Genomic DNA, 15,599 nt, shown 5'->3' on the forward strand with positions numbered 1-15,599 from the left:
GGCTTCGTCACCGGACAGCGGACGCCGCTATCGTGGCTCCTGCGAACGGGCCGGCCGGGCGACCGCGTGGAGGAGACTCCCCGAGGAAGGTCCGGGCTCCGCAGAGCAGGGTGGTGGGTAACGCCCACCCGGGGCAACCCGCGGGACAGTGCCACAGAGAACAGACCGCCTCCCCCGCCGCGAGGCAGCACCACCGGGGAGGTAAGGGTGAAACGGTGGAGCAAGAGACCACCAGCGTGCCGGGCGACCGGTGCGGCTAGGCAAACCCCACCCGGAGCAAGACCAGACAGTGCACGCCGTCCGGCCGCGAGGCCAGGTGAGAGGGCTGCTCGCCCGAGTGCACGGGTAGGTTGCTGGAGGCCGTCGGCAACGGCGGTCGTAGATGGATGGTCGCCCCACCTCCCGCGAGGGAGGAGGACAGAACCCGGCCTACAGGCCGGCCCGTTCGCACTGGCCGCCGGCCTACGGAACGTGCTCGCTGACCCGTCCGGGGATTCCAGATCGAACTCAGTGAGCCTGCCGCGATGCTGTCGATCGCCTCTCGGTCCGGTCGTCCGAGCCCGGCCCGAGGCGGCTGTACCTGGTCAGCGGGCTTTGCGCTCCGCGACGACCGCGCCCCTGCTCGCGCCGGAGCGAGCGTGCCGGTGGAAGTTGACCGGAGCACCGACGTTGGTTCTCGGATCAACCGCTAACTTGCGGTCGAGCCCTCAGACAAGTCGACGGCAACAACGCACTTGCTTCGCCTGACACCCCAGCAGGGCCGCCGGGCGATGCGCCCGACCATGCCGAGAGCCGGGCGTCAGCCGCCCCCGGTGATGTTCTCAGCAGCTTCGACGGTCTCTGGGCGCAGGATGCGGTCCGCGCCCAGCACCTCGATGCCGAGCACTCGACCGTCCGCATCGAAGTCGACGTTGATTGACGCCATATCCAAGCGGATGTCAGCGTCTTGGGTCGTCGCGACCTGACCCGGTGCGATGGAGTCAGTCAGATATACATATGCCGCGTTGGCCACGGAGTCATAAGTGATTCGCACGGTCACATTCTGGATGAGTTCCGCCTGACCATGCCGCACCCCGGGCACCGCCCGCTCCAGTCCGAGCTCGCGTTTCAGTGGTTCACGTTTGGCCAGCGGGGAAACGACCAATCGATGTAGGTGTTCCCTCCGCCCGTCAGCGAAGACACCGACAACTGCGCCTCAACTAGGGCCACGCGAGCGGAGAACTCACACTCATCTAGCGGTACGAGCCAATCCTGGTCATAGATCTCGTCAAAGGAACGAAAGCCGCCACCGGGGAGCGCCCACCACACGCCGACGGCGGGCGGGTCGGCTAGTCCTTGGACAATCCCAGGGTGGCCTCTCAGGATATCCGTCCAGTCCTCGGAAGGTATTGAGGGCTCGAATGCCACAAAATCGCCCCCGAAGAACCGTTGTCGGCGCCCAGCCACGTCCATTTCTCAATGTTGCCTGAGCCGGAATGGAGTTTGTCAAGGCTCGGGCTATCGGATTCCAACCAGGGACTTGTCTGTCCTGGTGGCAGCGTGATCCTCCGCTCGGACTTGTCGGTTGGGACATCGTGGTGGCCGTGGAGGCGCTGGGGCCAGCGCCCTAGGCTCCGCCCGACCATGCCGCGACTTGCCCGGTCCCGCTGCGCTGCTGGGGCACGACGGAACTTAGTTGTCGCGTCACCTCAGTTCAGGAATCTAGACAAGACAGCGCACGGCCGTACGGGGCCCGCAGTCACGTCGAATTCAGTCCAGCCGGCGAACCCTCCCGAGCCGTCGCCTGCTCCTGACACAGCCATCACGAAAGTCTCTCCGCTGCGGATGGTGTCGGGTGGCAGAGTCACGATCAACCGCGTCGAGCCCATCGACACACTCATGCCAGAGAGCCGGCGCTTGACGGGTACGTATCTGCCGGGTGCGCACTCCTGCCTGTCGGGTAGGTAGGTGATTTCTGCCTCTACTCCGAATCTCGCGAGTTCGGTCTCAAGCCCACTGGCGTCCTCGAGTCGCTGTACTTCGACGGTGATAGTGCCGGTGTTTCCTTGCTGCACCGAAAAGGCCGCAGTGTTGCCGAGTCCTGGGAGCACCACGACCATCACGGCTGCGGACCCCACGGCGACTGCGGCACCTAGACCGAGGCGAAGGCGTGGCGTACGAGGACGCACGTCGGGGCGCTGATCCACCTGCTCACGGAGTCGGGAGAGAAGAGCGGTCTCGAAGGAGTCGAGCGGAGCGCTCACAAGGTCACCTCGATGGGGTCGGGAAGCAGTTGTGGAAGTGATTGGGCTAATCGTTGTCGTGCTCGGTGGTAGGTAACGCGCGCATGACCCGCCGAGATGCTTAATGCGGCCGCTGCCTCGATCAGGGATAGTCCGTCGACTGCGACCAGTTCGACTACCGCACGCTGTCGCTCCGGTAATGCCGCCAACGAGCGGTAGATCTCACGGGCCGCGCGCTCGCTATCAATACGAGCGATGATGCGATCCGCGGCGTCCTCGTCAAGCAGGTCCCGAGCGTCTATACGGCGGACCGCTCGCGCTGATCGAGCGTTCGACCGGCAATGATTGGCGACCACCCGTCGAGCGATGCCATAGAGCCATGCGAGCGGCGCAGCGGCGTCGCCCCGATAGGTACGGCTCGCGCCGATGGCAGCCATGAACACCTCGGCACTGAGATCAGCGGCGTCTTCGGGGTTCTCCACTCGCCTAGCCACAAACCTCTGCACTGCCTCGATGTGCTCGCGGTAGAACATCTCAAGAGCATCTGGGTCACGGCCGATCGCGGCGACACCGTCAACGGACTTCACGACCCGATTGTGGTCGCAGGCACCCGGAGCGTTACATGCCCCACATCGACATGGCCGGCCCTACCCCGCCGACCGTGCCGCATCCTCGGCCCATCGCCCGACCATGCCGCGCTGCGGGCCCCCCGACCATGCCGCACCCCGGGCTCCGCCCGACCATGCCGCGACCTGCGCGGCTCTGCTGAGGAGCAGGATCGGCCTCACCGATCGAGGTTGTCGATGCTCGGACTCAGGCTGCAGCTTCTCAGTCCCTGAGTCCTAGCGCTGCTCTGCGTTCGGCCTCCTTCTCGGCCAGCAGCAATCCGCGTCGGCGGTGGTACAGCCACCCCACCCCGATCAGGATCCACACGGCCAGCACAGCCGCCGCTCCGAAGATCGAGCTCGACAGTCCGATACCGAAGTTCTCGAAGCCGTTGCAGCCAGGTGGAAGCGTGCCGAAGTACGCGAAGTACACCGAGATCCCCATCAGGCCGAGCCACGCAGCCGCTGAACAAGCGTCGAAGGGATGTCGCGCGAGGGATGATCGTGTCGCAATCACTGACTCTCCCGCGTGAGGGCATGGGTGGGGTGTTCTTGTCCGCCCCAGGTTAGAACCCACACGCGAATGGTGTTGAGGGGCTGGGCGGACCCGACAGAGCATCATCACGTGCAGGCACCATCGGCGTCGACCGCTACTCGGCGGTGGTACGCCGAGCGATGGTCAGGACGTGGGTGTCCGGCCACGCAACGCGACGTCCGTCCAGGTCGAACAGTTCAGCATCGGGGTCGAACCGGTGCTCGACGAGCCACTCGTTGCGCACTGGGCCCGACGCGCCGTCGAGGGTGAACCCGGCCTGCCCGAGCAGTCGCTCCCAGTCGGCGTACGACAGGTCGCAGAACCTCTCGTGGCACTCCGAGAGCCAGTTGTCGGTGTAGTCCTTGCGAGTCATGAACTCCATCGCGGTGCGTAACGACACCTCCCACACCCCGGCAGCGGCGTCGCCCACCGGCGTGCCACACCACGGCGCTCCCGACAGGCGCGGGAAGTCGAAGGCGAACTGGACCATCCGGCCCGCCGGCGCCAGCCCCTCGAGGAAGTCCTTCACCTGTGCTGGGTCGAGGTCGTCCAGGTCGGTGCGCGCCTCGGTCAACGTGGTGCTGTCGGTGCGAAGGTGCAGCCGCACCAGCCGATCAGGGTCCGCGGGACCCATCACGTCCGAGTTCACCCATACGCCACCAGGTCGGGTGTGGGCGTAGATCCTGCGGGCGAACGTGTCGACATCCTGCCGTCCCGCACCGTAGGAGCTGATCTCGTGGGTCAGAGCGACCGTCACCGTCGAGTCGACCGACCGGTCGGGCATCACAGCGGTGCTCAGCACGTTGGCGCGGATGAACCAGATGTTCGGGTTGGCGAACACCCCCGCCTGCTTCTTGTGCTCGGCCTCGGCCAGCAGCGGCCGAGCGATGTCCACCCCGAACAGGTCGGACTCGAAGAACACCGGGTCCGCGGCCGCCTTGGCCAGCAGCCCGCCCGTGGCGCACCCGATGTCGAGGACCCGTCCCGGGCGCAGGTGCGGACCGACGATCTCCCACTTGCGGTCCGATGCGGTCTCGAACGATGCCGCGTAGGTGTCGTAGTCGCGGGTCCCGGTCAGATCGCCCTCGTCGGAGACGACCGGGTCGGCGAACAACGTGCGCACCGTCTCCACGCACCCGTAGCGGTGCCAGTAGGAGACGGTCTCGGGGTGCGCGAGCCCCTCCCAGGTGGGGTCACCGGCCGCGCATCGCTCGACCACGTCCCACGGTCGCGGGGCGTTCGGCGTGCGCGCTGCCTCGACTGACGCGATCCGGTAGCCCAGGGCTGCGTACTCCGCAGCGACCGCAGGCGTGGAGCACGCCACGACGGTGTTCTCCACCGTCAGCTCGACACCCAGCTCGGTGGCTGCGGTGGTGAGGACCAGCTGGGCGAACCGTGGGTGCGCGGGCACATCGGGGATCGTGACGACCAGCGAGGGGAGCGCCTCGACCGCGCTGACGCGTTCGATCAGCCCGACCCGTCGGGGCCCGGAGATCGGGTTGCGCCGGGTGTGCGCGTGCGAGGCCGAGGTGACGGCCCACACGACCTGGGCGCCGTCGCCGACCGCGGCACCGTCGTCACACGGCACGGTCCCCCCGAGCAGCCCTCGCAGGTAGTCCACCTGGAAACGGGTCACACAGTGGTGCCGGCCAGGGAGCAGCACGAAGGTGCCGGCAGCAGAAGCGATCGCATCGGAGCTCACGGACGACATTGTGTCGCCGCCGACTCGCGGTTCGGTCGCGCACCTGCGATCCTCCCGGCAGGGGCGTCAGTGCCGAGGAGCTGAGCCCCTGCAGTGGCCCGGGAGTCCCGGGCCCTTCGAACGACGTGCGATCTGCTCCGCGGACTCACGTCGAGCTCAGCAGAACAAGCGAGCTCATCCGCACCGTCGCGATACCTGCGTTTCCGCAGATCGGACCCGCTTCTCCACCAACGGCCACCGACGGTGTTTCACGTCGTGAAGATCGCGATCCGCGCAGCGGTCGCCGCGAGACGCGACAGGTGCCGGCGTCCGCACCGGACTCCACCAGCACGACAAGGTCAGTCTCGACCATCGGCCATCTCGACGTCCTGGGACTCGCGGGCAGGCTCCGGCGCTGCGGCAGCCTGAGGCGCGGTTCAGCCACTCATCGCCAGCACGTCGGCGACCAGGCGCCGGGCAAAGGCGTCGTCGACCTCCAGCGCGAACACGACGCGGTGGTAGAGCGGTGCGACGACGTGGTCGAGGATCTGCTCCACCGTCGGTGCTGGCTCGCCGCGGGTGCTGGCCCGCTGCACCACCTCGGCCGCCTGTTCGCGCCGGACGTCGTTGACCGGACATGCCGCGACCAGGTGCACACGCGCCGCGACCATGGCGCGCAGGTAGCGAGCGCGCTCTGGGCGGCTGATGTCGCGACTGATCGTCTCCGCCCACGAGGTGAGGTCGCCCCGGAGGGAGCCGGTGTCGGGGGCGGACTCCCCCTCGCGGGTCAGGGCGGCGACCGCGACGTCCTCGAGCAGGCTTCCGACGTCCGGCCAGCGGCGGTAGAGGGTGGTCGGGTTCACCCCGGCCCTCTCGGCGATCACCGGGAAGCTGACTCGCTCCGCGCCTTCGCCGACGAGCTCGCCGACGGCGGTGTAGACGGCGTTCAGCACGCGCGTGCTCCGTCCCCCGGGGCGGCGTGACTCGGCTGCGTCGACCATCGCCACAGCCTACCCTCGGGCCACGAAGTTTGCTTTAAGGAGCCGCGGGCCCGTACCGTTCACAAAGCAAACATCATTGCTTTAAAGGGGACCGATGGCTCGCACACTCCCGTTCGCACTCGCCGGTGCCGCCGGCGCGGCCACGCTGACCGCCGCGTCGGCACCATCTCCCCTCTACCCGGTCTACCAGCGCCTCTGGGGATTCTCGGCGTTCACGCTGACGCTCGTCTTCGCCGTCTACGTGTTCGCCCTGCTCGCCGCCTTGTTGACCATCGGCTCGATCTCGGACCACGTCGGACGCCGGCCGGTGGCATCGGCCGCGTTGGTACTCCTCGCCGTCGGCATGCTGCTCTTCGCCACCGCGGACGACGTGGGTGGCCTGATGCTCGCGCGAGTCGTCCAGGGTCTCGCGGTAGGCGCTGCAGCCAGCACCACGACCGCGATGATCGTGGACAGCGCGCCGAGCTCGCAGCTCGGCTCGGTCGTCAGCAGCGCCGTCCCGACCCTGGGCATCGGCATCGGCCTCGTCACCGCCGGCGCTCTCGTGCAGTTCGCACCCCACCCGCGCCAGCTGGTGTTCTGGCTCTTCGGCGGCGCATACGTGGTGCTCGCGGCGCTCGTGTGGTTGGTTCCCGAGCACACCCGCCCCCGGGCGACGGCGTCAGGCGGGCTGTGGCGGTCGCTGGTCCCGAGCCTGGGACTGCCGCCGGAGGCCCGAGCGGTGTTCCTCGCACAACTGCCGCCCATGACGGCGACCTGGGCGCTCAGCGGCCTCTACCTCTCGCTCGGCTCCTCGGTGGTCGTGACCGTGCTCGGCGCGCAGAACCACTTCGTGGTGGGGCTGGCGCTCGGCGCGTTCTTCGTCGCGGGGGTGCTGGGCACGACCACGTCAGCAAGCGTGGCGCCACGATGGCGCGCCTGGGTCGGCTACGCGACCCTGACTGCCGGCGTCATCGTGACGGTCGTCGCGACGCTCGGCGGTGGGTTCGCGACGTATCTGGTGGGGTCGGTGGTCGCTGGCTACGGGTTCGGCGCATCGTTCCGCTCGGTCGTGTCCGAGCTGGGCGAGGCGGCTCCGGCGAACCGGCGAGGAGAGGTGTTCGCGACCATGTACATCGTCAGCTACCTCGCCTTCAGCGTCCCGGCCCTGGTGGCCGGGCTGGCCACCGAGCAGTTCGGGTTGAAGGCGACCATCGTCGTCTACGGGATCGCCGTCGTCGCGCTCGTGGTCACCGCCATGATCACCGAGGGCACGCGACGGCGACCCGGTGACCAGCTCGACAGCGTCGGCGTTCTCCGCCCACGAGAGCCTGCGACGCAGCAGACACCACGACACCCCGGGTCCATCGGACCCGGGGTGTCGTGGGCGAGCGGGACGTCGCTCGGCAGGGATGCGCGGTCCTAGCCGGCGGCCTGCAGCGCCTTCACCTCGTCGCGTGCGCTGACGACAGCGGCGCGCTGGCGGGTGACGACCTCGCGGAAGCCGTCGCTCAGGTCCTTCTCCAGTGCGTCGTCGTACTCCGAGACGGCGTGGTCCTCCCCGGTCAGGACCGCCTTCAGCACCCCGTCGGGGCTGTCGCCGGTGAGGGCGTCCTTGAGGGAGAGCCAGCCGCGGTGCACCTTCGCGGCCAGCGTTCCGCTGTCGTCGACGTCGTCGCCGTACTCGTGGCCGAGGGCGACGATCTCGCGGTGGAAGTCCTTGCGTTGCTCGGAGAGCCGGTGCAGGACCGTGGCCCACTCGGGGTGGTCGCTGTCGCGGAGCTTCTCGGCCGAGTCGGCGAAACCCCTTTCCCCGTCGACCAGCGTCTCGACCAGTTCCTTGGCCGCATTGGCGTCGTCCGTCATTCCGTGCTCCTTCGATCGTGGTGTCTGTGCACCATCCATCGCGTCGTCACCGATGAGGCTCACCCGCTCGGTCGCCTTCCGTCAGCGACCTCGGCCTCACTCCCCGGCACCGCGTCCCCAGAGCGACCACACCCGCATCTCAGGCGGCCGACGGTACCCGTCCATCACCACCGTCGCCGTCGTGGTCGCTTTCGTCGTCGGACCGGACGGCGCGCGATGAGTTCCCCGTGCCGAGCCGGTCGACATCCCCATGGTTGACGACAAGCTGTCCGTGGCCGCCGTGCTGGCTGCCGTTCCGGTGCGGGACCTCGACACCGCTGGTGACTTCTACGAGCGCCTCCTGGGCGCGCCTGCCTCGGACTCGCCCATGCCCGGCCTCGCACAGTGGGACCTCGGCGGTGGCGTGCTGCAGGTGGTGGTCGACGCCACCCGCGCCGGCGGAGGCCTGGTCACCCTGACGTTCGACGACCTCTCCGCAGCAGCCGAGGCCGTGCAACGGCGCGGTGTCGACCTGCAGGTCGACGATGGCGAGGTCGTCACCGCGGTGGCCCGGGTGCTCGATCCCGACGGGAACTCCATCACCCTCGTCCAGCCCTGAACGACCGACGAATCTCCACCGCGCCGACATGTCAGCACCCCCGCAAGAGCCGCACGACCACGCAACCACACATCTCTTCCCAGGAGCGCCCATGGGCCAGGTCATCGTCTCGACCGCCGTCAGTGTCGACGGCTACGCCGAAGGCAGCGGCGGCGACATCTCGGTGATGCCGCTCGACGAGAGCTTCAACGAGCACAACTCCGAACAGATCTCCCGGGCCGCACGTGTTCTCTACGGCGCCACCACCTACCGCCAGATGGTCGGCTACTGGCCCCAGGTACCCGACAACCCGGACGCCTCACCAGCCGAGCAACGCATCGCTGCTCGCATGCGCGAAGGACTCCCGGTCATCGTCGTCTCCGACTCGCTCACCGCGGCCGACGCCGGCCCGTGGCGCGAGCAGACCACGATCGTCGCCCGCGATCAGGCCCACCGGGTCGTGGCGCAACTACGTGCCGGCGACGGCGACACGGTCATCTTCGGCAGCCGCACCATGTGGTCCGACCTGCTCGCCCACGGACTCGTCGACGAGCTGCACCTGATGATCGGGCCGAAGCTGATCGCCGGCGACACCCCCGTCTTCGACGGCGTGCCGACCACCGACCTGCAGCTCGCAGGCGTACGCCGGTACGACGACTCCGAAGCCGTCGTCCTCAGCTACCGCGTGACGCACGGCTGAGCCCGCACGGCGTCGCGTCACCGAGGAGCGCCCAACGCGGCCAGAGGACCGACACGCCGACCACACCGCGCCCCGGGCACGCCCGCCCAGCCGCAGAGCGCCGTGCGCGCTACTCGTCACACGAGCTGTCGGCCGTCCCGACGAACAGAGGGAAGTCCGTGACCCGGATGTGGTCGGCGGCGAGAAGATGCTCGACCTCGACCTCGACCTCGACCTCGACCTCGACCATCGGCGAGGAGGCGACGCCGGCCAGCACCACCGTGGCGACCACGACGATCACCGCCCTGACAGGGGGGCGTCCGACGTCATGGCTGGGCGACATGTGCCGATCATCGGGCGTGCGCAGCGACCGGACGCGGGAACCGCGGAACACACCCGGTCCGGCGCGACCTGACCACGGTCCGACCACACCGAGACCCTGTCGACATGGCTCATCCGGGCCATGCCATCGCGTGTGGGCGAGACCTAGGTTGACGAGCACCTGATCACCGCACCAGCCAAGCACCGGGAGCCACCATGAACTCGTCTCGTCGCGCCGCCACGCCCCTCACCGCGGCAGCTGCCGCAGCCCTTGTCGCGGGCCTCGTCGTCACCAGCGGAGGAGCCTCGGTCGCCGCCAAGCTCATCACCAGCAAGGACATCAAGAACGGCACGATCACCAGCCTCGACGTCAAGAACAACGCCCTCACGGGCGCGGACGTCAAGAACGGCACGATCACGGGCGCCGACATCAAGGACGGCACGACCACGGGTGCCGACATCAAGGACGGCACGGTGACCCGGGCCGACCTGCAGCCCGGCGCGGCCACCGACACCGTCATCCCCCGGCAACGGGTCGTCGCGACGTCCGGCCCGACGGAAGCCGACGCGCGGACCGCCGCGCCCTCGGTCGTGCTGTTCCGCAAGGGCACCCTCACGGTCTACGCCAAGTGCTTCACCGACACGAGCGGACCGACCACCTACTCCGAGGTCTACATCAAGTCCTCGACCAACGGCGCGATCTTCGACTCCCGCGACGACACCCTCGACGGGGGCCCCGCCGCTGCCGACTTCCTCAACACCAGCACCCCGGAGACCGACGCGATCCTCGAGGCGGACAGCGCCAGCGCCAACAACGCCTCCATGGACTCCGAGGACGACAGCGACTTCACCGCCTTCGGCACCGACGGCGCCACGTTGCGCGGATGGACCGGCGCGGCCGTCAAGAACGGCACGCTCGCCGGCGGCAACGGCGTCTACGGCGCCGGCAACGTGTGCCTCTTCACCGGCACCGTCACCGCCAACTGAGCAGACGCACACGCGCTGACCTACCACGGGCCGGACGTCTCGTCGCCGCGCTCGCGCGACGAGACGTCCGGTGCTCCGGACAGGCCTCCCGTTCTGACCCGACACGGCTGCCGTGCAGGCCATACTGATCGCGTGGCCTCGCGCGCTCGTCATCTCTGGTGGATCCTGGGGGTCGCCCTCGTCGTCGGCGGCACCGTCGCGGCGTGGACCGCCTCCGTCGAGCCGACCGAGATGGGCTGGTTCGCCTACACCCCTCTCGACGAGGGCTCAGACTGGCAGATGACCTGGGGAGACAGTCCCGCGGTGGTCGTGGCCCGCACGCGACTCATCGGATGGGTGATCGTCGGCTCGGGTCTCGTCGTGCTGGCGACGTGCCTCGGCTACCGCCTCGGCCGGCGCAGACCGGTCGGGCAAGCCTGACGACGTTCCGCGACGGGCGATGACAACCGGGACCGCCCCGGGTCCACCTCGACGTACGCCTGCCACCCACCCGTCGGAGGAAGCATGGGCACCACAGCGGGACCCCTCGACATCTGGTTCACAGCGGTGCTCGGTCGGGTGCGCGTCGGCGACACCTGGACGTGCGTGCAGCTGGAGGACTCCGCCAGCATCTTCGGGACCCGCGGCCTGGTGAAGGTCGCGGGCACCATCGACGGCGAACCGTTCGAGAGCTCGTTCATGGCCCTCGGCGACGGAACCCACAAGCTGCCTGTCGCGGCTGCCATCCGACGCGCGATCGGGAAGACCGACGGTGACGAGGTGACGGTCCACCTGACGGCGCGCCGCAGCTGACGACGCCGACCAGGGCTGCCTCCCAGGCCCAGTGCGGTGCGCCGGTCGAGGACCGTGCCGGTTCCGTCCCGCCGACGATGCCGATGTGGCACTGTGCGCCGGTGGGAACCCGGGCCGGCTCGAGCGCGTTGCGAACACGCGTGCGTCCGATCCCGGTCGTCATCGCCGTCCTGTCGTGCGTCGGGCTCTTCAGCGTCCTCCAGCTGCTCCTCACGCTGGACTCGGAGTCGAGCGCCTGTGAGCTCACTCCCCCGGGCTTCTTCCAGCAGACGCTGGTCAAGAAGGAGCGTCATCTGCTTTGGTACGACTGCGTGCTCGACCCGGGCAACGGCGGCCCGCGCTACACGATCCACCGACCGTGGCAGAGCGTGAAGAACGCCGACGGCGACGACCCTGCCTACCGACCGTGACCGAGCGGCCGCCCGGTCGCCCACCTACCCTCGAGCCGTGCGACTGGGCCAGCGGAGCGACGACCTGGACGACGACCTCTGGTTCCCCCGCGTGCACCACCCCGGCGCTCGGGACCTCCTGTACCCGGCGGCCGGGAACACGTCCTGGGGTCGCCTGCCTGCGTGGTGCGAGACCCGGCAGGTGAGCTTCAGGGTCAGCCTGGACGAGCTGCCGGACGGCGTCCCCGAGGCGACCCGCTACTAGGTGCGGGGGTTCCTCGCTGGCCAGGTGCCGGCCGCGGACGACGAGGCCGAGGACATGGCCACGTTCAGGCGACGCGTCGACACGTTCCTCATGACCGGCCGCTGGCCCCAGTAGCGACGCCTGTCCCCCGCCTGGCTAGCCTCGGTCAGGTCCCGCGACCGGCTCGGGCCGGGTCTCGCAGGTGCGCCAAGGACCGGGTGAGCCATTCGGCCATGAGAGTTCGCTCCGCCTCGCTCAACCCCGGCAGCTCGGGCAGGACGGCGGCAGCGGTCACGACGGCACTCGTCAGCGGGTTGCTCTCGGGACGGGCGGGCTGACCCACGAGGATCGCGGCGGCGACGGCGTCGTACGCCGCCTCGACGAGACCGAGGTCGCGGTCGGCGGGCGGGGTCTCGAGCAGCGCGAGCACCGTGCCGGTGCCGGCGGCGTGGATCAGGCCGAGCGCGCGGTCCTCGTCGACGCGGAGCAGCCCGGCAGCCGCGAGGCGGCGGACCCGGGCGCGCAACACCTCGATGCCGGCCCGCGTGGCCGCCGACGGCTGGGCGCGACCGCGGCTGGTGAGCAGGGCGTAGAGGTCGGGGTTGGCGAGGCCGAACTCCACGTGCAGGCGCCAGCCCTCGCGCAGGTCGGTCACCGGGTCGGCGTCGGCGGCGTCCATCGCCGCCCTCTGCTTGCTGGAGACGTAGGTCGCCATCACGTGCTCGGCGACCGCCTCGACCAGACCGTCCTTGTCGCCGAAGAGGCGGTAGATCGTCGGCGCCTGGACCGAGGCCGCCTGCGCCACGGCCCTGGTGGTCACGGCGCGGGCTCCCTCGTCACGCAGCAGGCGAGCGGCGGCGTCGACGATCCGTTCGCGGGTGCCGCCGGCGTCGGTGTCAGCAGTCATGGATCGATGCTAACGGTCGATTGCTATCAGTGCAGTATCAGGGATACCGTCATGGCGTTACCGTCGGAAACAAGCCAGGAGGACCACATGCTCGTCATCACCGGAGCAACCGGACGGCTCGGCTCGCGCATCGTGCAGAAGGTGCTGGAGCGCGTCCCCGCGCAGACCGTCGGGGTCAGTGTGCGCGACCCGGCAGCGGCACGAGACCTCGCCGACCGGGGCGTCCGGGTCCGGGCCGGAGACTTCCTCGACCCGACCTCGCTCGGGCACGCGTTCGAGGGCGCGAGCCGGGTGCTGGTGGTCTCGGCCGCCATCCGCGGCGACGGCGCGGTCGCAGCCAACCTCGCCGCGATCGACGCAGCGAGGGCGGCCGGCGCCGAGCGCGTGCTCTACACGAGCCACCAGGCAGCATCGCCGACCTCGTCGTTCCTGCCGCAGCGCACCCACGCCGCGACCGAGGACCACCTGCAGCGGCTCGACCTGCCGTTCACAGCGCTGCGCAACGGGTTCTACGTCAGCACGCTCGAGCACTACCTCGGCGCCGCCGTCGCCGCCGGGCGTCTCGAGCTGCCCGAGGACGGGCCGTTCTCCTGGACCCACCACGACGACCTCGCGGAGGTGGCCGCCGCCGCGCTGGTCGACGGCGCGCGCCTCGACGGCGTCACGGCGCCGCTGACCGCACCCGACCTCCTCGACCTGGCCGACGTCGCCGAGGCCGCGAGCGCAGCTCTCGGCCGAGCCGTCGAGCGGGTCGTCGTCCCCGACGACGAGTGGACGGCGTCCGCCGTCGCGCGAGGCATGCCACCGGCCGCGGCCGAGTTCACCCTGGGCATGTTCCGCGCAGCCCGCGAAGGCGAGTTCGCCGTCACCGACCCGACCCTGGAGCGGGTCCTCGGCCGCCCGGCTCACCGCACCCGGGCCGCCATCGCCGACATCGTCACGACGCCGATCATCCCCGGCTGACCCCGGAGGGGCGCCGGCCGGCAGTCACCGCTCTCGCGGCGGGGTGTCGTGCCCGGCCCAGGTCGACGGCGGGTCACTGCCGGGGAAGGACTCCTCCGACATCTCGTCGGCCAGCGCGTCGTCGTGCTCCGCGGTGGTCTCCGGGGCCGCCGGATCGCCGCCCTCGGACGGCTGGTCGGACTCGCGCGGGTCGGATGCCATACGCGCACGGTACCCACACCGAGCGTGTGCGCTCCCTGTGGCCGTCGCTCAGCCGGCCCCGTGGCCGTTGCTCGACCCCGGGCCCTGGCCGTTGTTGGACCCCGGACCGTGGCCGTTGTTGGACCCCGGACCGTGGCCGTTGTCGGACCCCGGACCGTGGCCGTTGTCGGACCCCGGGCCCTGGCCGTTGTTGGACCCCGGACCGTGGCCGTTGTTGGACCCCGGGCCCTGGCCGTTGTTGGACCCCGGACCGTGGCCGTTGTCGGACCCCGGACCGTGGCCGTTGTTGGACCCCGGACCGTGGCCGTTGTTGGACCCCGGACCGTGGCCGTTGTTGGACCCCGGGCCCTGGCCGTCCTCCGAGCCCGGGCCCTGGCCGTCCCCCGAGCCCGGGCCCTGGCCGTCCTCCGAGCCCGGGCCCTGGCCGTGCTTCGGCCCGGGACCCTCGCCGTGCTTCGGCCCGGGACCCTCGTCGTGCTTCGGCCCGGGGCCCTCGCCGTGCTCGGGTCCCGAACCCTCGCCGTGCTCCGGTCCCGCGTGCGTGTCGTCGGCCCGGCCCGGACGGGAGGGCTGGGCACGCGGGGGCCTGGTGTTCGGCTCGGCGGCGCCCCCGGCCGCAGGCCCCGGGACGGCGTCCGTGGCGCCCGGCGTGGACGGCGTGGGTACCGCCGGCGTCGTGGACGGCGACTCGACCGGAACCGGTGGCGACGGCGTCCAGGGCGGGTCGACGACGCCCGCTGCGTAGGCGACCCCCAGACCGCCACCCACGGCCACGGCCGACAGGGCGAGACCGGCCAGGGCCGCGCCAGCGCGCCGGCGGTGCCGGACCGCAGCGGTCGGGGTCGAGGCCGCGGCGAGCGCGGCCAGGCGTGCGACGAGCTCGGGATCGGGCTCGGTCGGTGCCGGCGTCGCGCGGATCAGGCGCGACACCTCGGAGCGTGATCGAAACTCCCCCACGTGCACAACATGTCACGAGCCGTCGACATCGTTACGCTGCAGTGCACGACCACGCCCCCCGCCCGTCATCGTCGCTCGGACCGATGAGACCGACCGGAAGCCACGACGGTGACCCGTAGAACCGACGACCTCGTCTCGGCCGCACGCAGCGGGGACGAGTCCGGCTGGCACGGGCTCTACCTGCTCCACAGTGCGCGCATCACCAGCCTGGTCCGCGCGTTGCCGAGGTCCGACTGGGCGTCGTCACCCGAGGACGTCGTCGCGGAGGCCTGGCTGACGGCCGCCACCAAGATGGCCGACTTCGACGGGTCCGACGAGGACTTCGGCGGCTGGCTCTTCACCATCGCTCGTCACCACGCCTCGAACGCGCACCGCACCGGTGCCCGTCGGCAGACGCAGCCCACCGACACGACGACGCTGGACGTCCTCACCGAGCGCGCCGAGGACCCGTCCGACACCGGACTCGTGCACGACGAGGCGATCGCCGAGCTGCTGAGCCACCTCAGCCCCCGGGAGGCCGAGGTCGTGGCGTGCATCGACGTGGCCGGGCTCGACGTGGGCGCGACCGCCAAGGCGCTCGGCATGAGGCCTACCGCCGTCCGCGTCGCGCGCCACCGTGCGCTCGGGCGCCTGCGCGCGGTGCTCGACGACGCCCGCGCGCCCGAGGCCGCCGATCCCCTCGGCGCGACCTAG

Annotated in this window: 21 protein-coding genes and 1 other RNA gene; 11 read left to right on the plus strand and 11 right to left on the minus strand. The window is 70.3% G+C overall.

Annotated features, from left to right (window positions below):
* Positions 1-46: 46 nt before the first annotated feature.
* Positions 47-448: RNase P RNA component class A (gene rnpB, locus ABFT23_RS17860), an RNA gene on the plus strand.
* Positions 449-799: 351 nt separating this feature from the next.
* Here rnpB and ABFT23_RS17865 read toward each other — a convergent pair.
* The 6 genes from ABFT23_RS17865 to ABFT23_RS17890 all read right to left on the minus strand — a co-directional run bounded on the left by ABFT23_RS17865 (position 800) and on the right by ABFT23_RS17890 (position 6,044).
* Positions 800-1,144, minus strand: a complete 345-nt coding sequence (locus ABFT23_RS17865) for a DUF2283 domain-containing protein (RefSeq protein WP_347897609.1) — start codon at positions 1,142-1,144, stop codon at positions 800-802.
* A gap of 544 nt (positions 1,145-1,688) precedes the next feature.
* Positions 1,689-2,243 carry a hypothetical protein gene (locus ABFT23_RS17870; RefSeq protein WP_347897611.1) on the minus strand — a complete coding sequence of 185 codons (555 nt, stop codon included), beginning with the start codon at positions 2,241-2,243 and terminating at the stop codon, positions 1,689-1,691.
* The gene (locus tag ABFT23_RS17875; RefSeq protein WP_347897613.1) at positions 2,240-2,809 is read right to left on the minus strand and encodes an RNA polymerase sigma factor; all 570 of its coding nucleotides are present in this window, start codon (positions 2,807-2,809) and stop codon (positions 2,240-2,242) included. The genes ABFT23_RS17870 and ABFT23_RS17875 overlap by 4 nt, the downstream gene beginning before the upstream one ends.
* A 241-nt stretch (positions 2,810-3,050) precedes the next feature.
* A complete protein-coding gene (locus tag ABFT23_RS17880) occupies positions 3,051-3,260 on the minus strand; it encodes a hypothetical protein (protein WP_347897614.1) in 210 nt (69 codons plus the stop codon).
* A 217-nt stretch (positions 3,261-3,477) separates the two neighbouring features.
* Positions 3,478-4,494 (minus strand): class I SAM-dependent methyltransferase, encoded by a 1,017-nt coding sequence (locus tag ABFT23_RS17885; RefSeq protein WP_347897616.1) that lies wholly within the window; start codon positions 4,492-4,494, stop codon positions 3,478-3,480.
* Between the two features lie 986 nt (positions 4,495-5,480).
* Positions 5,481-6,044 carry a TetR/AcrR family transcriptional regulator gene (locus ABFT23_RS17890; RefSeq protein ID WP_347897618.1) on the minus strand — a complete coding sequence of 188 codons (564 nt, stop codon included), beginning with the start codon at positions 6,042-6,044 and terminating at the stop codon, positions 5,481-5,483.
* Positions 6,045-6,138: 94 nt separating this feature from the next.
* On the opposite strand from ABFT23_RS17890, the gene ABFT23_RS17895 reads away from it, so the two are divergent.
* The gene (locus ABFT23_RS17895) at positions 6,139-7,449 is read left to right on the plus strand and encodes an MFS transporter (protein ID WP_347897620.1); all 1,311 of its coding nucleotides are present in this window, start codon (positions 6,139-6,141) and stop codon (positions 7,447-7,449) included.
* Here ABFT23_RS17895 and ABFT23_RS17900 read toward each other — a convergent pair.
* Positions 7,446-7,889 carry a ferritin-like domain-containing protein gene (locus tag ABFT23_RS17900; protein ID WP_347897622.1) on the minus strand — a complete coding sequence of 148 codons (444 nt, stop codon included), beginning with the start codon at positions 7,887-7,889 and terminating at the stop codon, positions 7,446-7,448. The genes ABFT23_RS17895 and ABFT23_RS17900 overlap by 4 nt on opposite strands.
* 250 nt (positions 7,890-8,139) lie before the next feature.
* Here ABFT23_RS17900 and ABFT23_RS17905 point away from each other — a divergent pair, with 250 nt between their 5' ends.
* Positions 8,140-8,487: a VOC family protein gene (locus ABFT23_RS17905; RefSeq protein ID WP_347897624.1), complete on the plus strand. Its 348-nt coding sequence runs from the start codon at positions 8,140-8,142 to the stop codon at positions 8,485-8,487.
* A 91-nt stretch (positions 8,488-8,578) separates the two neighbouring features.
* Positions 8,579-9,166, plus strand: coding sequence for a dihydrofolate reductase family protein (locus ABFT23_RS17910; protein ID WP_347897625.1), 588 nt, complete (start codon positions 8,579-8,581; stop codon positions 9,164-9,166).
* A gap of 109 nt (positions 9,167-9,275) precedes the next feature.
* Here the strand turns inward: ABFT23_RS17910 and ABFT23_RS17915 are convergent, their stop codons facing one another.
* Entirely contained in the window at positions 9,276-9,488 is a 213-nt protein-coding gene (locus ABFT23_RS17915) for a hypothetical protein (RefSeq protein ID WP_347897627.1), read from the minus strand.
* A 194-nt stretch (positions 9,489-9,682) separates the two neighbouring features.
* On the opposite strand from ABFT23_RS17915, the gene ABFT23_RS17920 reads away from it, so the two are divergent.
* The 5 genes from ABFT23_RS17920 to ABFT23_RS17940 all read left to right on the plus strand — a co-directional run bounded on the left by ABFT23_RS17920 (position 9,683) and on the right by ABFT23_RS17940 (position 11,899).
* Positions 9,683-10,453 carry a hypothetical protein gene (locus tag ABFT23_RS17920; protein WP_347897629.1) on the plus strand — a complete coding sequence of 257 codons (771 nt, stop codon included), beginning with the start codon at positions 9,683-9,685 and terminating at the stop codon, positions 10,451-10,453.
* A 132-nt stretch (positions 10,454-10,585) separates the two neighbouring features.
* Positions 10,586-10,873 carry a hypothetical protein gene (locus tag ABFT23_RS17925; RefSeq protein WP_347897631.1) on the plus strand — a complete coding sequence of 96 codons (288 nt, stop codon included), beginning with the start codon at positions 10,586-10,588 and terminating at the stop codon, positions 10,871-10,873.
* An 84-nt stretch (positions 10,874-10,957) separates the two neighbouring features.
* A complete protein-coding gene (locus tag ABFT23_RS17930) occupies positions 10,958-11,245 on the plus strand; it encodes a DUF1905 domain-containing protein (protein ID WP_347897633.1) in 288 nt (95 codons plus the stop codon).
* 140 nt (positions 11,246-11,385) lie between these two features.
* Positions 11,386-11,655, plus strand: coding sequence for a hypothetical protein (locus ABFT23_RS17935; RefSeq protein ID WP_347897635.1), 270 nt, complete (start codon positions 11,386-11,388; stop codon positions 11,653-11,655).
* Between the two features lie 37 nt (positions 11,656-11,692).
* A complete protein-coding gene (locus ABFT23_RS17940) occupies positions 11,693-11,899 on the plus strand; it encodes a hypothetical protein (protein ID WP_347897637.1) in 207 nt (68 codons plus the stop codon).
* A 145-nt stretch (positions 11,900-12,044) separates the two neighbouring features.
* Here ABFT23_RS17940 and ABFT23_RS17945 read toward each other — a convergent pair whose 3' ends face one another.
* Positions 12,045-12,785 (minus strand): TetR/AcrR family transcriptional regulator, encoded by a 741-nt coding sequence (locus ABFT23_RS17945; protein ID WP_347897639.1) that lies wholly within the window; start codon positions 12,783-12,785, stop codon positions 12,045-12,047.
* 87 nt (positions 12,786-12,872) lie between these two features.
* On the opposite strand from ABFT23_RS17945, the gene ABFT23_RS17950 reads away from it, so the two are divergent.
* The gene (locus ABFT23_RS17950) at positions 12,873-13,748 is read left to right on the plus strand and encodes an NmrA family NAD(P)-binding protein (protein ID WP_347897641.1); all 876 of its coding nucleotides are present in this window, start codon (positions 12,873-12,875) and stop codon (positions 13,746-13,748) included.
* Positions 13,749-13,772: 24 nt separating this feature from the next.
* Here the strand turns inward: ABFT23_RS17950 and ABFT23_RS17955 are convergent, their stop codons facing one another.
* Both ABFT23_RS17955 and ABFT23_RS17960 read right to left on the minus strand, forming a co-directional pair.
* Positions 13,773-13,949, minus strand: a complete 177-nt coding sequence (locus tag ABFT23_RS17955) for a hypothetical protein (RefSeq protein WP_347897643.1) — start codon at positions 13,947-13,949, stop codon at positions 13,773-13,775.
* A gap of 48 nt (positions 13,950-13,997) precedes the next feature.
* On the minus strand, positions 13,998-14,879 hold the full coding sequence (locus tag ABFT23_RS17960) for a hypothetical protein (protein WP_347897645.1): 882 nt from the start codon (positions 14,877-14,879) through the stop codon (positions 13,998-14,000).
* Between the two features lie 135 nt (positions 14,880-15,014).
* Between ABFT23_RS17960 and ABFT23_RS17965 the strand changes: the two genes are divergently transcribed.
* Positions 15,015-15,599 (plus strand): RNA polymerase sigma factor, encoded by a 585-nt coding sequence (locus ABFT23_RS17965; protein WP_347897646.1) that lies wholly within the window; start codon positions 15,015-15,017, stop codon positions 15,597-15,599.

Source organism: Nocardioides secundeburneus (assembly GCF_039939255.1).
Classification (GTDB): Bacteria; Actinomycetota; Actinomycetes; order Propionibacteriales; family Nocardioidaceae; genus Nocardioides.

Bases quoted from the DNA above. Each gene is read 5' to 3' on its own strand.
- ABFT23_RS17955 (WP_347897643.1), bottom strand. From the start codon at position 13,949: ATGGCATCCGACCCGCGCGAGTCCGACCAGCCGTCCGAGGGCGGCGAT.
- ABFT23_RS17905 (WP_347897624.1), top strand. From the start codon at position 8,140: ATGGTTGACGACAAGCTGTCCGTGGCCGCCGTGCTGGCTGCCGTTCCG.
- ABFT23_RS17895 (WP_347897620.1), top strand. From the start codon at position 6,139: ATGGCTCGCACACTCCCGTTCGCACTCGCCGGTGCCGCCGGCGCGGCC.
- ABFT23_RS17945 (WP_347897639.1), bottom strand. From the start codon at position 12,785: ATGACTGCTGACACCGACGCCGGCGGCACCCGCGAACGGATCGTCGAC.
- ABFT23_RS17910 (WP_347897625.1), top strand. From the start codon at position 8,579: ATGGGCCAGGTCATCGTCTCGACCGCCGTCAGTGTCGACGGCTACGCC.
- ABFT23_RS17900 (WP_347897622.1), bottom strand. From the start codon at position 7,889: ATGACGGACGACGCCAATGCGGCCAAGGAACTGGTCGAGACGCTGGTC.
- ABFT23_RS17915 (WP_347897627.1), bottom strand. From the start codon at position 9,488: ATGTCGCCCAGCCATGACGTCGGACGCCCCCCTGTCAGGGCGGTGATC.
- ABFT23_RS17950 (WP_347897641.1), top strand. From the start codon at position 12,873: ATGCTCGTCATCACCGGAGCAACCGGACGGCTCGGCTCGCGCATCGTG.
- ABFT23_RS17890 (WP_347897618.1), bottom strand. From the start codon at position 6,044: ATGGTCGACGCAGCCGAGTCACGCCGCCCCGGGGGACGGAGCACGCGC.
- ABFT23_RS17920 (WP_347897629.1), top strand. From the start codon at position 9,683: ATGAACTCGTCTCGTCGCGCCGCCACGCCCCTCACCGCGGCAGCTGCC.
- ABFT23_RS17930 (WP_347897633.1), top strand. From the start codon at position 10,958: ATGGGCACCACAGCGGGACCCCTCGACATCTGGTTCACAGCGGTGCTC.